This window comes from Candidatus Magnetaquiglobus chichijimensis (assembly GCF_045865675.1).
GTDB lineage: Bacteria > Pseudomonadota > Magnetococcia > Magnetococcales > Magnetaquicoccaceae > Magnetaquiglobus > Magnetaquiglobus chichijimensis.
In genome coordinates this window covers 299,356-313,661 of sequence record NZ_BAAFGK010000005.1, presented here as the reverse complement: position 1 = coordinate 313,661, position 14,306 = coordinate 299,356, and the positions used below count along the sequence as shown (strand labels likewise).

The following is a 14,306-nucleotide window of genomic DNA, read 5'->3' as shown; positions in this document are numbered from 1 at the left end:
TGATACAGGGGGTGAGAGGGGAGTCTCCCCTCCATCATGCACGTTACGGACAGTTCCTGGCCAGACGGAACCCCAGGCTGTTGTTGCGTCCGGACTGTCCGAAATAAAAACGAATCGCGGAGCGGATATGCTCCGGATCGTCGTGCCAGCCGCCGCCGCGATGGATGCGCAGCGCCGGCCCCTGCTCCGGCCCCTTGGGATCAACCTCCGGGGATCTGGCGTAGTAGCCGTCATCCTTGTAGCGGTCCTCGACCCACTCCCAGACATTCCCCAACATGTCGTGAAAGCCCCAGGCATTGGGCTGCAACTGCCCGACCGGATGCGGCTTGCCGCCGGTCTTGCCTTCCGCGTCGCCATGCCAGGCGTATTGCAGCATCTCCCGCTCGCCGTCTCCCCAATGCCGGATCGTGTTCGTGCCGGCGCGGGCCGCATACTCCCATTCGGCCTCGGTGGGCAGCCGATAATCGCTGCTCTTCTCCAGCTCGTTGATTTTCTTGATGAACTGCTGGGTCATGTTCCAGGAGACCTCCTGAACCGGCAGGGTACGTCCCTTGAACTCGCTGGGATTCTCCTTCATCACCGCGGTCCACTGCTCCTGGGTGACCTCGTACTTGCCCAGACAAAACGGCCTGCTGATGGTCACCTTGTGGCGGGGCTGCTCGGAGTCCCCGGCCTCGGTGTCGAAGTGCTTGTCCGACCCCATCAGGAAGGTGCCGGCTGGCACGCGGATCATCTCCATGCCGATGCTGTTGGTGATCACCTCCGGGGTCTCGGCCATGGCCACGCCCGGAACCAGGCCCAGGGCGGCCACGACGATCATGGCGGTTTGGTTCATTGTTCCGCGACTCCTTGCATGCTGATGGTTCTCTCGCCCGTTCATGCTGTTCCATCCTCATGGCTGGAAGGTCAAAAAGGCGACGATCAGGTAATTGGTGGAACCCACCAGATCAATGAAGGTCAGGGCCAGGGGGCCGGAGGCGATGGCCGGATCCGCGCCGATCCGCTTGAAGAAAAACGGCAACGACATGGCAATCGCCGAGGCCAGGGGGATGTTCATCGTCATGGCGATGCCGACGGTCAACGAAAGCAGGGGATTCTGGAAGAACAGATAGGCCGCGCCCGCCAGACAGATCCCGTAGAAGCCGCCCTGGATCACATTGGCGGCCATCTCCTTGCCGAGAAGCTTGAAAAAGTGGGTGTCGTTGAGCATTCCCAACGCCAGACCGCGCACCGCCACCGAGCCGGTCTGACTGCCGGCATTCCCGGACATGCCGATCACCACCGGGAAGAAAAAGGCCAGCTGCACGATCGAGGAGAGGGTCTCCTCGAAGCCGTCCAGGACCGCCGAGATCACCAGATAGCCGATGAAGGCGCTGATCAACCACGGCACCCGCACCTTGAAGATGTGGAACGGCGACTGGGCCAAAAGATCGTCCGAGACCACGCCGGCCCGTTTCATCTGAGCGCGGGTGTTTTCGTCCTGGATCACGTTCACCAGGTTGTCGATGGTGATCTGACCCACCAGGGAGCCGCGATCGTCCACCACCGGCAGGGCGAGCAGACGGTATTGGGAGATCTGCCGCGCCACCTCGTCGAGGGGGGTGTTGACATGCACCCGCACCAGACGGGAGTTCTCCAGATCCTCCAGGGTGGATTCGGGGTCGGCCAGCATCAGCCGACGCAGCGAGCAGACCCCGGCCAGACGTTTCTGGGCGTTCATGGTGTAGAGGTAGAAGACCGAATCATAGGCGCCGAGCCCCTGAATGATGCGGATCGCCTCGGCGGCCTGGGTCTTTTCCGACAGAATCAGCGCCTTGGGGGTCATCAGACTGCCGGCGGTGTTCTGGGAGTAGCCCTTGCTTTCATATTCGGTGAGTTGCAGATCCTCGTTCAAGGCATCCCGCAACCGTTTGGCCACACCCTCGTCCAGCTCCTTGAGGTTGCGTTCGCACGCCTCCTCGGGCAGACACTCGAGCATGGCGACGATGTGTTCCAGCTCGCAGTGGGTGAGGATATGGCACTTCAAGGTGTCGCGCATCTCCTCGAAGACCAGGGCCGCGTGTTGCGGCGGGGTGACGAACTCGAAGAATTCGTTGGCCTTTTCATTGGAAAAATCGTTCAGTACGCTGGCCAGGTCCGCGGGCTTGAGCTTGAACATCATCTGCGAAAGATGATAGCGGGCCCCCTTGCGGTGCAGCCGTTCGATGGCCTCCGGGATCTGTGGGTCATAGGATGGCGCGGAATGGCTGTCGCCATCGTCGAAATTCATCATGCTCATGGTCGTGTATCCTCGATTGGGCGGTTCGGTTGGGTACGGGTCGTGGCGTCACAGCCCATAGGTGAACGTGGCGATCAACAGGTAGTTGATCACGCCCAGGACATCGACCGTGGTCAGAACGTAGGGTCCGCCACCGACCGCCGGATCATGTCCCATCTTCTGGAGCAGGATGGGAAGGCTGGCGGCGATGATGCCGGCATAGAGGATGTTGCTTAAGATGCTGATTCCCACCACAAAGGCGAGCGTGGTGCTCTTGAAAACCACCATGGCGTAGGTGGAGAGACACACGCCGTAGAATCCGCCCACCAGCACGCCGACGCTGGTCTCCTTGAAGAGGAGCTTGAGATAGTTGTTGACCTTGATCTTCCCTGTGGCCAGACCACGAATCGCCACCGTGGTGGCCTGATTGCTGACGTTTCCGGCCATGCCGAAGATCATCGGCATGAAGAAGCTCAACTGAATCACCGTGGCCAGGGTGTGTTCGTAGTGACTTAAGATCCAGGCGGCGGCCAGACCACCCATGAAGGGGGCGATCAGCCAGGGGATGCGCGATTTGGCGATGTGGACGAAGGTTTGGGACATGACATCGAGTTTCGCGTAGACATCGGCCATCCTGAGCATGGATTGGGTGTCGGCGGCGCGGATGTCGTGAATCAGGTCGTTGACCGTGATGATTCCGCACATCACCCCCTGATCGTTGACCACCGGAATGGCCAGCAGGCGCGCCCTGGTCACCTTGCGGGCCACCTCCTTGACCGGCGTGCTCACATGCACGCTCATGACATCGTGATCGACGATCTCGGCGATGGGACGATCAGCCGGGGAGAGCAGCAGTTGGCGCAGCGAACAGACGCCGGTCAGGTGGTTCTCGGCGTTGACGGTGTAGGCGTAAAAGAGCGGCGCCTGCGCGGAAAGCTCCCGCACGATCTGCACCGCGGCACCCGCGAGGGTGGTATCGGGCAGCGAGAAAAAACGCGAGGTCATGAGCGATCCGGCGCTGTTCGACTGATAACGCGACAGGTTGCCGGCCTCGATCTGGGAGGTCTGTTGCAGCGACTCCATGAGCCGTCCGCCGACCCTGGAACTCAGATTGTGGATGACGCGCATCCGCGACTCGGCGGTGAGTCGCTCGAGTATCCCGACCGCGGCTTCGTCGGTGACGTGCGAGAAGATGTAGTTCTGGAACTCCTCGTTGACATCCTTGATGGCGCGACTGGCATTCATGGGGCAGTTGATCAACTCGAAGAGATCCATCGCCTCCTTGGGGTCCAGGGAGGAGTTGATCACCTGGGCGATGTCGGTGGGCGCGAGCTTTTCGATCACCCGGCTCAAGTGGACGGTTGCCCCCTTGCGGTAGAGTCTGTGGATGGTTTCGGCGTATTTGGGCGGTTTGGCTGGGGTGGATGGGTGTGGGTCGTCCACAATGATCGCGCTCATTAGGCTCCTCTGGAGACAAGGGAAACGACTCGGAGTCGCGCACGCGATCGATACGACAGGGGATGCGCGGCTCCGAACAAAAGCATGTGCCTGAATGAAGGGGTCAGGCTGCCACGGAAAACATGTTCATGCCCAGGACGCGCCGTCCGATCAGGAACGGCGACTTCATGATCATCTCCGAAACCTCTTCCCTGGTGGCGCGACGGGCCTGGGGCAGCGCGGGATGGAACGCCGCGTTCTGAATCGACGGACTCCGGGTCGCATGTTTCGGGGTCGAAGGAGTGCGGGTGGTGATCATGGGATTGGTGCTCCTCGTGGCCTGGCAAGGTGCGGTGGAATGGCGTGACGGTTCTTTTATTTGAAGAATGAGATCCTTAATGCAGAAACTTTATTGAGTTTATCTTGTCATTAGTTGATTTTGCAGATGGTACGAAGAATTTCCAACTGAAATATAGTGGAATTCTTTCCAACATTTTTCTTGATACCGTGAAGCGAAATTCAGGTGGATGGCCGTAGAATCCGCGGTGGCGGGACGGACACGGCAGAGCGAAACCCGGGAGACGTAGAACTTAATCGTTCAACTTATCAATGTGTTAGAATATTCTGTGTCGTGATGCATCGCACACCGCGCCAGGGACGTGCGCCCTCGGATCGGGATGGAAGGGTGGGGCGGGTTTCAGAATTCTGGGCTCCAATTTCTGAATGGGGGATAAAACACGAACACTATTTTTTATTGGCCTATGCATGTGAAATTAATTTATCGTTGCATCCCCAGGTGAAAACAGGGAATATCGATTCAGTCGCCTGGGGGAACCAAGAAGAACATGGGGCCATTCTCCACCCGCGCGACCGGTGGCAACGCCGTGTCCACATCCGGGAGGCACCCTTGGGCAATCTGTGGGATCTGAAAGGCCGCTTCGTCGGCATGGTGTTGATCCTCATCTGCGTCATCGCCATCGAGGGGGTGGTCGGCATCTACGGCTTCAACGTGGTGCGCGATCACATCGAACATCTGGATCGCTTCCTGATCCCCCTGATGCGCTCCCTGTCGCGCATCGAAAGCCTGCATGTTCAGCTCAACCATCAGTTCGAAAAGGCCCCGCGCGACGAACAGTCCTCGGACCACATCCTGGTCAACCGGCGCATCATCCACGATCAGACCACCCGCATCCGGGAGGAGACCCTCCAGGGGATCGAAACCGCCGAGGTGGCCTCCAGGTCGGAGACCCTGACCGGCAATCTCCCGGAGCTGCGCAAGATCACCCAGCGGCTGGTGGAACTGCGCGCGCTCCAGGTGAGTCTGGACGAAACCATCGCCAAGACGCCACTCGCCGGTTCGGATGGCATGATCCGTCTGCCGATCGGCATCAACCGCCAACTGGTGGACGAGTCCGAACACCAGTACTCCCGCGCCGACGTGCTTCTGGAGCTGGTCGAAGACGCGATGGGCAGTTCGGTGACCTCGTTGCTGCGTCTGAGCGACAAGACCATCTTTCAGTTGATCACGGTCTGGATCTTGAGCGTGGTGGTGTGTGTGCTCCTGGCCGGAGCGCTGGCGGTGAGCATTCTGCGTCCGATCCGGCTGGCGCAACGGGCGGTCCGACACATCGCCGAGGGCGATCTGGACTTCCACATCGATCCGGCCTCCGACGACGAACTCGGTCAACTCCTGCACGCCATGGCCCACATGGCCCAGGCGCTGCGCGAGCGGCAACGGGTCGAAAGCCTGCTGCGCGAGTCCGAGAAGATGTCCTCCCTGGGCCGGCTCTCCATCGGTCTGGCCCACGAGGTCAACAACCCCCTGGCCAATGCGGTGGTCAACCTCGAGGTGCTGGAAAACGAACTGGCCGAACAGGCCCCGGCCCATATCGAACGGTGCGCCGTGGTCCGGCGCAACGTGGAGAAGGCCATGACCATCACCCGCGAACTGCTGAACTTCTCCCGCCCGGATCTCCCTTCCATGGGACCGGTGCAGCTCCAGGACGCCATCGAGGGGGTGATCCTGCTGCTCGGACAGCGGTTGCGGTCGATCCGGATCCATCTCGATCACGACGAAGATCTGCCCGAGGTGATGGGCATGAGCGGCAAATTGCAGCAGGTGTTCATGAACCTGATCCAGAACGCTATCGAAGCCATGCCGCATGGCGGAGAGCTGGTGATCGCCTCGCAACTGGAGACCGAATGGGTACGGATCGACATTCGCGACAGCGGTCCGGGCATCGAACCGACCCTCTGCTCCAAGGTGATGGAACCGTTTTTCACCACCCGCATCGAACGGGGCGGCGTGGGTCTGGGGTTGACCGTGTGTCAGAACATCCTCGACCAGCACGGCGGTTCGCTGGTGTTCGACACCACCCCGGCTCCGGAAGGGGGGTTGCGGGCCATCGTCCGTCTGCCCCGGCCCGGCTCGCGCACGGGTTCATCACGGCAACATGAGGTCAAATGAAGAGATGAATGGCATGAATCCCATTTTGATCGTGGACGATGACCCGGATTTCTGCCAGGTGGTCATCGACGTGTTGACCAAAGCGGGCTTCCCCACCTTGCGCGCCGGCAGCGGTCACGAGGCGTTGAACGTGCTCCGGCACACCAAGTGCGACATCGTGCTGCTCGACCTGGTGTTGCCGGGCATGGATGGTCTGGAGGTGCTGCGGCGCATCCATGAGCTGGACGAACATGCGAAGGTGATCCTGATCACGGCCTTTGCCACAATCGAGAACGCGGTGAACAGCATCAAGATGGGGGCCACGGAGTTTCTGACCAAACCGTTCCGGATCAACGACTTCACCACCATGATCCATCGAACGATCGAGGAGATCCGTTTCGAGGGCAAAGCGCGGGAACTCAATCTGGATCCGTTGCTGGCCAGTCTCTCCCATCCGATCCGACGCGGCATCGCCGATGCCCTGAACGAACAGGAGGAGCTGCGCCTCACCGACCTGATGCAGCGGCTCTCCATCACCGACCACACCAAGTTGACCTTCCATCTGAAAAACCTGATGGAGCACGGCATCATCGACAAAAACCGCAACCGCGGCTATATCCTGACCCAACGGGGGCGGATGCTGCTTTCCGGCCTGCGGCGCATCTCCATGAGCCTGGGGGTGAACGGTCACGTCAAGGTGGGATGAGGGTACTCCGACGCGAGGCGAGCCTGGGGGTGAACGGTCACGTCAAGGTGGGGTGAGGGTACTCCGACGCGAGACGAGCCCGCGTCTGACCTGGCCCGAGATTCCGGGAAGCGTCCGCTCCCCGGAGTCGGCATGGGATGGCCCCGGCCTTGTGGTCTATTCGACGGTGGCGAAAAACTGCGCGAAGGCGTGATCTTCGCGATTCACATGGTTGAGCAGCCATTCAAGCATCCAGCGCCGCAACTCCTTCAAATCCTTGTCATTCCCCTCGGTCACCTTCCTCTGGAATTCGTTGAGCTGTTCGATCAACTGGTTGTGAATGGTGCGGTGCTGGGCGGCGTTCGGATAGTTCCGATGGATCAGGGTCTCCTCTTCGTCGGCGAAGTGGGCCTTGGCATAGACGATCAACTCATCGCACACCGTGGAGAGAGATTCCCACTCCTGGGGCGTCGGGGAGCGCTCGCCGGTGACCGCGGCACCGAGAATTTCATCGGCATCGACCACGATGTTGAAAAGCTTCTCATGGGCGAGATTGAAACGCGGTTCACCGACATCCGCCATGGAGGCGAGGAGCTTGGAATGAAATTCGCTTTTCATGGGTGCTTCGATCCTTCATGCTGTATGGGACTGGTCAACGATGCGCCATCCCGGGTCCAGGATGCGGCATGGGCCATCCCGATGCGTGGGTTCCCGGGATCGGGGCCGGTTGCAGCGGGTCCTTGCCTGGAAATGGGTGGACTCTTAATGCCACGTTTTGGCAGGGTTGTACAGACTCTTTGGCCCGAGGGTCCGGACCGGTTCGCAATTGTCGCTAATAATGGAAAAATATGCAAAATCCGCTCAGAATTCTCTTCATCGAGGACCACGCCGACCTGGCCGCCAATCTCGCCGACTACTTCGAATCCAAGGGCCATGTGGTGGACATCGCCATGGATGGGGTCACCGGACTCCACCTGGCGTTGGTGAACGGGTATGACATCATCGTGCTGGATCTGATGCTGCCCGGCATGGATGGCATCACGGTGTGCCGCAAACTGCGTCAGGAGGCGCGACGACCCACGCCGGTGATCATGCTCACCGCCCGCGCCACCCTGGATGACAAGGTGTCGGGCTTTTCCAGCGGCGCAGACGACTATCTGATCAAGCCTTTCGAACTCAAAGAACTGGAGATGCGCATCCTGGCCCTGAGCAAGCGGGCCACGGGTCGGGTGAGTCGTCGGGTGCTGCACGTCGCGGACCTGGAGTTCAACCTGGACACCCTGCGGGTGCAACGGGCCGGTCAAACCCTGGAGTTGCCGGCGATTCCGTTGAAGATTCTCGAACTGCTCATGCTGCGTTCTCCTGGCGTCGTCGAACGCGCGGACATCGAACATGCGATCTGGGGCGACGACCCCCCGGACAGCGACGCACTGCGCGTTCACATGCACACCCTGCGCGCCGCCATTCAGGCGCATGGCCCCACCCCGCTGCTGCACACCCTGCGCGGCATCGGCTACCGACTGGCTCCACCCGATGCGTCGGCTTGATCTGCGTCCGCGGGTGGCGTTGGCCTTTGCCGCATTCGGGGCGGCGATCGCCTGTCTGATGGCCCTCTCCCTGTACATGGCCACCCACGATCTGGGAATGCGTCTGATCGACGAGACCTTGAGCGCCGAACTCGACGACTTCTTCGCCCGTCGCGAACGCAATCCCCACTCCCTGCCGCCCCGGACCGTGACCCTGCACGGCTACATCACCAGCGCCAGCGATTCCACCCGTGAGTTGCCGGAGTATCTCGCCCCGCTCCCGCCGGGCCGTCACGATCTCATGGTGGGGGCCTCCACCTATCGGGTGGCGGTGGCGGATCGGGATGAGTCGCGTTATTATTTTCTCTACGACACCTCGTTGCAGCACCGGCGCGAGGAGCGGTTTCTGTTGTTGGTGGCGATCAGCATTCTGGCCATCGTGTTGATCTCGGCGGTGGGGGGATTCTGGCTGGTGGGCGGGGTGATCGCGCCGGTGACCGAATTGGCCCGCAAGGTCAAGGATCGTTCGCCGGATCTCTGGTCGCTGCGTCTGGCGGATGCCTTTGCCCAGGATGAGGTAGGGGAGCTGGCTCACGCCTTTGATCTCCATCTGTCCCGTCTGCGTGCCTTCATGGAGCGGGAGCGGGCTTTCACCGCGGATCTGAGTCATGAGCTGCGCACCTCGCTGGCGGTGATTCTCGGGGCCACCGAAATCCTGATGTCCGACGATGCCTTGTCCGACAAGCAGCGGGCGCGGGTGGAGCGGGTGGAGCGTGCCGCGCGGGACATGGCGGAGATGGGTTCCGCGTTGTTGCTCATGGCGCGCGAGGAGCGGGCGTTGGCTTTGGACGAGCAGGCGCCGGTGGCCGAGGTGGTGACCGAGGCGGTGGAGAAGCATCGTTTCCTGTTGAAAAACAAACCGATTCAGCTCGTGGTGCGCGTGGATCCGGCTTTGCGTCTTGCCGTGGATCGAGGTTTGCTGTTCATCGCGGTGGCCAATCTGATCCGCAACGCCTTTGCCTACACCGAACAGGGGGAGATTCACATCCTGTTGGAGGGGAACACTTTGACCATTCGCGATACCGGTCGTGGTTTGCGGGCCCGGCAGGCGGACGCTTTGTTGCCGCGTCATCTCACCCAGCATCAGGGAGCCGGCATTGGTCTGACGTTGGTCAAGCGCATTTGCGAGCGGTTTGGTTGGGGATTTTCCCTGGAGGGGCAGGAGGGGATTGGCACCACAGCCATGATGCGGTTTGCGGTTTGATGGGGGTGGAAAAGGTGGGCAGATCCCCCAACCTCCCATCAACCCGCCGTCACCCCCCTGCCATCACTTTTTTCCCGCCTTAACCTCCCGTTAACCCGCCATTAACCCCCCATTCACCCACCCTGGCACAAACTCGCCCGCATCTTCAATCGCACGGGAGAACGTTTTGCCATGGGTACCCCAGATCTCACCTCACACCCCCTGCTCACACGCCTGCCCCCCCTCCAATGGTGGCATCGGGTCACACGCGACACCCTCAAGGCCGACCTCATCGCCGGCGTGACCGGGGCCATCGTCGTCCTGCCCCAGGGGGTCGCCTTCGCCGCCATCGCCGGCATGCCCCCGGTCTACGGCCTCTACGCCGGCATGGTGCCGGCCATCGTGGCCGCCCTGTTCGGCTCCTCCTGGCACCTGGTCTCCGGACCCACCACCGCCGCCTCGATCGTGCTCTTCTCCATGCTCTCCCCTCTGGCCGAACCAGGGAGCGAACTGTATGTCCGACTGGCCCTGACCCTCACACTCATGGTCGGGATCACCCAACTCGCCCTCGGCTTCATGCGCCTCGGGGTGCTGGTCAATTTCATCTCCCACTCGGTGGTGATCGGCTTCACCTCGGGAGCGGCACTCCTGATCGCCTCCAACCAGCTCCAGAACTTCTTCGGCATCCCCATCCCGCCCGGAAGCAACCTCATCCAGGCCGCGTCCCATCTCGCCGGACACCTCGACACCCTGAATCCCTGGATCACCACGGTCGGGCTGACCACTCTGGCCGCCGGTCTGCTCTGCCGACGGCTGCTGCCGAAAATCCCCTACATGATCGTGGCCATGATCGGCGGCGCCTTGACGGCCTGGCTCCTCGAAACCCTGCTCCCGACCCCCACCGGCATCACCCACGTCGGCGCCCTCTCCGCCCAACCGCCCCCCCTCTCCATGCCCGACCTGTCGCTGTCCACCCTGCGCACCCTGGCTCCCGGAGTCGTCGCCGTCACCCTGCTCGCCCTCACCGAGGCCATCTCCATCGCCCGCGCCATGGCCCTGCGCTCCGGACAGAACCTGGATGCCGATCAGGAGTTCATCGGTCAGGGACTCTCCAACCTGATCGGCAGCTTCTTCTCCGCCTATGTGGCCACCGGCTCGTTCAACCGCAGCGGCCTGAATTACGACGCCGGAGCCCAAACCCCACTCTCGGCGACCTTCTCCGGCGTGATCCTCATCGGTCTGGTCTCCCTGATCGCACCCCTGGCCCAACACCTCCCGAATGCCGCCATGGCCGGCGTGCTCTTTCTGGTCGCCTGGGGCCTGATCGATTGGCATCACATCCAAAAGACCCTCCAGGCCAGTCGCTCCGAGGCTCTTATCCTCATCTCGACCTTTCTCGGCACCCTGTTCCTGAACCTGGAACTGGCCATCCTGCTCGGCGTCATGCTCTCCCTGGGCATCCACCTGGCACGCACCTCCCATCCGCGCGTCTCGTTCCGCATTCCCGATCCCGAACACCCCAGACGCCGCTTCATGTCCGCATCCCAAGGCACCGAGTGTCCGCGCATCCGGATCGCACGGGTGGACGGTTCACTCTTTTTCGCCGCCATCGGCGCCGTCCAGAAACAACTCGAACAACACGCACCGCCCCAGATCCACCTCGTTCTGGTGGCCTCGGGGATCAACTTCATCGACCTCTCCGGCGCGGAATTCCTGGCCCAGGAGGCCGGCAAACGTCGCCTGGCCGGCGGCAGCCTCTCGATCGTGCGCCTCAAGGAACTGCCCCGCGCCACCCTGGAACGGGGCGGATTCCTGAAAACGATCGGTGCGGAGAATCTCTACAACGCCAAACTGGATGCGATCCAGACCATCTTCACCCGCATGGATCCGGCAGGCTGTGCCGCCTGCCCCTGGCGCGTCTTCGCGGAGTGCGAGGCGATCACGAAAGAGACGCCCGAACCGACCGCGCGGATTCTCCCCCTCTCCCCGCCGCTGGCGGCATGACCCTCCACTTTCCACCATCCAGGGCCAAGCTCATGATCACCCGACCCGAACGGATCATCGCCATCGTCGAACCCCTGCCCGCCGGCGAAACCATGGCCCGACGCATCCTGGGCCTGTTGCGCGAAACCCCGGTCCGCGAACTGCTGTGGGTGACACTCACCGGCCCGCTCGGACTGGAGTTCGACTGCGGCCAACTGCCCCTGACCACCCCATCCGAATGGCTCCACCAGACCCAGGAGAGTCTCCAGTGCCGTTGGCATGACCTGTCGCGACGTATCGAAATGCCGCGCTGGCGTTTCATGCTGGTGCCGGGCGCGGTCAATCCCGCCCTTGCGGAACTCTCCGCCACCTGGAGCGCCGATCGGATCATGCTCTCCCAGGCGGACTGGCCGGTGGTTTCCGGGCAGGACGCACCCGCCTGGCTGTTCCCGCCCCGCGCGCTCACCGGAACCCCGCATCTGCTCCCCAACCCACCGGGCCTGCTGGCCCGCTCGCTTGCCGATCTGCGCGCGCTCGTGAGTCAATCCTGGTGACGCGAAGCGCCGACGCGATGCAAACACCCCCTCTGGAAGATTTTATGGCGTTAAGACATTTTTAACGTCTTCTTAACGTTCAGTTAACGCAGATCTTGCCAGACTCCCTCCCGAGCCGGATGCCACGCGGAACACCCCACAACAGCCCCTTGCATCCCGCCCTTCTGTCTTCATCGACGATCCATTCGGGAGTGAATCATGTCTGCTGACGACCAAAAATCCAGGGATTTTCGCAAGCTTCTGCTCTGGGGACTCCTCTCCGTCGGCCTGTATGGCCTGCTGTGGACCTTTGAAAGTGAGATTCTCGCCCTTTCGGCGAATGGCCGTTGGTACTTCTCCGTTCCGATCGCCATCGCCTTCCTCTTCTCCTTCGTCCATGGCCATTTCACCGCGGAATTCTGGGACAGCCTCGGCATCCAGGCCAAAAAGTGAAGTTTCCACGACACGACGCAATCGTTTAACAGGAACGGATATCATGGAATCGCTCAATTTCATCCAACTGGATATGGTCAACGCACTTTATCTTTTCATCGTCGGCTTCGTCGGTGGACTGGTGAGCGGTTTCATCGGCTCGGGTGGGGCCTTCGTGCTGACTCCGGCCATGATGAGCCTGGGCGTGCCGGGCATCGTCGCCGTGGCCAGCAACATGTGCCACAAATTTCCCAAGGCCCTGGTCGGCGCCCTCAAACGGGCCCGCTATGGTCAGGTGGATGTCAAGATGGGTTTGATCATGGGGATCTCCGCCGAAGCGGGCGTCCTCACCGGCGCCCACTTCCAGGAGCTGATCAAGCAACGCTTCGGCGACATCGGCTCGAATCTCTACGTCTCGGTGGCCTTCGTGCTGGTACTCGGCATTGTCGGAGGGTTCGTGATGCGCGATACCATCAAAACCCACCGCGCCGGGATCGCCGAGGAGGAGAAACCCGGACGCCTGGCCCTGTGGGTGCAAAGCATCCACATTCCGGGCACCATGGTCTATTTCAAGAGCATCAACACCTCCATCTCGATCCTCTTCACCCTCCCGCTCGGTTTCGCCACCGGACTGCTCGCCGCCACCATCGCGGTGGGAGGATTCATCGGTGTGCCGGCCCAGATCTACGTTCTGGGTCTCAACAGCCTCATGGCCTCGGCCACCGAGCTGGTGATCGCCTTTGTGATGGGCCTGGGCGGCACGATCAAATTCGCCTGGAGCGGCTACGTGGACATCCGTCTGGCCATGATCATCCTGGCGGGCTCGCTTTTCGGGATCCAGCTCGGCGCCATCGGCACCACCTACGTCAAGCCCTTCATGATCAAGCTGGTGATGGGGGTGATCATGCTCACCGTCATGGTGAGCCGTGCCCTGGTGATCCCGGTCTATCTCTCCCAGCTGGAGATCCTGCCACCCATGGATCCGACCACCATGAGCCTGTTGAAGAACGTCAGTTTCCTGGTGATGATCCTCGCCCTGGCTCTGGGTGCCGGCATCATCGTCACCGCGCTCATCCAGGGCCGCCGCGCCGCCAGACTCGAAACGCTCCGGAAACCCATGGCCATTGCCGTGAAACCCACCGTGTGATCCAGACCGATCGGAGGTCCGAGATGGAGGGTTTCCCGCGCATCCTGGTCGTTCTCGATCCGAATGCCGATCCGGACCGACTGATCCGAACCGCCGTGCAAATCGGCAACCGGCATGCGCGCGCGCAACTGTTTTTCGTCTCCCATCTGGATCCCGCGCGCGCGCCAAGGCGGTCGCAAACGGATGAGGGCGACGGCGCGGCTTCCGAGGAAGCTGCTTGCACAGCCTTGCGATCGAAACTGGATGCGTTGGGATGCGACTGCCCATCCACCCGGATCGCCACGGCCCACTCCCCCCATGAAGTGCTCCCCTTGGCCTGGGCATGGCGTGCCACGCTGATCCTGTCCGATCCGGCCAGCGCCCGTGAGGTACGGCAAGGGTGGTTCCCCTGGCTGCACGCTCCCATCCCCCTGCCCTGTCCGCTGCTGGTCGTGCAGAGCGAGACCACCCCCCCTCTCCTGCCCTGGCGTGGATGGTTGCATCGGCTGCGCCAGATGTGGCCATCGCGGGATGTGGCACCGCTCGGTCCTTCCACCGGCCATTGAGTGACAGCGCACCGTCGGGATGCGTGCGATCCAGTGCGTCCTGGCGGGTCGGGAGCGGGATTTTGCCGTGTT

General features: G+C 61.8%; 14 protein-coding genes. 9 read left to right on the top strand and 5 right to left on the bottom strand.

Annotated features, from left to right (window positions below; all coding sequences use genetic code 11):
• Positions 1–43 precede the first annotated feature (43 nt).
• The 4 genes from ACOY6C_RS15270 to ACOY6C_RS15255 form a co-directional block, all read right to left on the bottom strand.
• Complete coding sequence (locus tag ACOY6C_RS15270) at positions 44–835, bottom strand: formylglycine-generating enzyme family protein (RefSeq protein WP_420906383.1); 792 nt, start codon at positions 833–835, stop codon at positions 44–46.
• Positions 836–892: 57 nt separating this feature from the next.
• The gene (mgtE, locus tag ACOY6C_RS15265; protein WP_420906382.1) at positions 893–2,278 is read right to left on the bottom strand and encodes a magnesium transporter; all 1,386 of its coding nucleotides are present in this window, start codon (positions 2,276–2,278) and stop codon (positions 893–895) included.
• A gap of 48 nt (positions 2,279–2,326) precedes the next feature.
• On the bottom strand, positions 2,327–3,715 hold the full coding sequence (gene mgtE, locus ACOY6C_RS15260) for a magnesium transporter (protein WP_420906381.1): 1,389 nt from the start codon (positions 3,713–3,715) through the stop codon (positions 2,327–2,329).
• A 103-nt stretch (positions 3,716–3,818) separates the two neighbouring features.
• Complete coding sequence (locus ACOY6C_RS15255; RefSeq protein WP_420906380.1) at positions 3,819–4,013, bottom strand: hypothetical protein; 195 nt, start codon at positions 4,011–4,013, stop codon at positions 3,819–3,821.
• A gap of 588 nt (positions 4,014–4,601) precedes the next feature.
• Between ACOY6C_RS15255 and ACOY6C_RS15250 the strand changes: the two genes are divergently transcribed.
• Together ACOY6C_RS15250 and ACOY6C_RS15245 are read left to right on the top strand one after the other, a co-directional pair.
• On the top strand, positions 4,602–6,161 hold the full coding sequence (locus ACOY6C_RS15250; protein ID WP_420906379.1) for a sensor histidine kinase: 1,560 nt from the start codon (positions 4,602–4,604) through the stop codon (positions 6,159–6,161).
• 13 nt (positions 6,162–6,174) lie between these two features.
• Positions 6,175–6,846 carry a response regulator gene (locus ACOY6C_RS15245; protein ID WP_420906378.1) on the top strand — a complete coding sequence of 224 codons (672 nt, stop codon included), beginning with the start codon at positions 6,175–6,177 and terminating at the stop codon, positions 6,844–6,846.
• Positions 6,847–7,002: 156 nt separating this feature from the next.
• On the opposite strand, the gene ACOY6C_RS15240 is transcribed toward ACOY6C_RS15245, so the two are convergent.
• Positions 7,003–7,443: a bacteriohemerythrin gene (locus tag ACOY6C_RS15240; RefSeq protein WP_420906377.1), complete on the bottom strand. Its 441-nt coding sequence runs from the start codon at positions 7,441–7,443 to the stop codon at positions 7,003–7,005.
• A 230-nt stretch (positions 7,444–7,673) separates the two neighbouring features.
• On the opposite strand from ACOY6C_RS15240, the gene ACOY6C_RS15235 reads away from it, so the two are divergent.
• The 7 genes from ACOY6C_RS15235 to ACOY6C_RS15205 all read left to right on the top strand — a co-directional run bounded on the left by ACOY6C_RS15235 (position 7,674) and on the right by ACOY6C_RS15205 (position 14,234).
• Positions 7,674–8,372: a response regulator transcription factor gene (locus ACOY6C_RS15235; RefSeq protein ID WP_420906376.1), complete on the top strand. Its 699-nt coding sequence runs from the start codon at positions 7,674–7,676 to the stop codon at positions 8,370–8,372.
• Complete coding sequence (locus tag ACOY6C_RS15230; RefSeq protein WP_420906375.1) at positions 8,359–9,615, top strand: sensor histidine kinase; 1,257 nt, start codon at positions 8,359–8,361, stop codon at positions 9,613–9,615. The genes ACOY6C_RS15235 and ACOY6C_RS15230 overlap by 14 nt, the downstream gene beginning before the upstream one ends.
• Positions 9,616–9,786: 171 nt before the next feature.
• Positions 9,787–11,598, top strand: coding sequence for a SulP family inorganic anion transporter (locus ACOY6C_RS15225; RefSeq protein ID WP_420906374.1), 1,812 nt, complete (start codon positions 9,787–9,789; stop codon positions 11,596–11,598).
• A 32-nt stretch (positions 11,599–11,630) separates the two neighbouring features.
• A complete protein-coding gene (locus ACOY6C_RS15220; RefSeq protein WP_420906373.1) occupies positions 11,631–12,131 on the top strand; it encodes an aldolase/citrate lyase/malate synthase family protein in 501 nt (166 codons plus the stop codon).
• A gap of 198 nt (positions 12,132–12,329) precedes the next feature.
• Positions 12,330–12,563, top strand: coding sequence for a hypothetical protein (locus ACOY6C_RS15215; protein ID WP_420906372.1), 234 nt, complete (start codon positions 12,330–12,332; stop codon positions 12,561–12,563).
• Between the two features lie 43 nt (positions 12,564–12,606).
• On the top strand, positions 12,607–13,689 hold the full coding sequence (locus ACOY6C_RS15210) for a sulfite exporter TauE/SafE family protein (RefSeq protein WP_420906371.1): 1,083 nt from the start codon (positions 12,607–12,609) through the stop codon (positions 13,687–13,689).
• A 23-nt stretch (positions 13,690–13,712) separates the two neighbouring features.
• A complete protein-coding gene (locus ACOY6C_RS15205; protein WP_420906370.1) occupies positions 13,713–14,234 on the top strand; it encodes a hypothetical protein in 522 nt (173 codons plus the stop codon).
• Positions 14,235–14,306 lie beyond the last annotated feature (72 nt).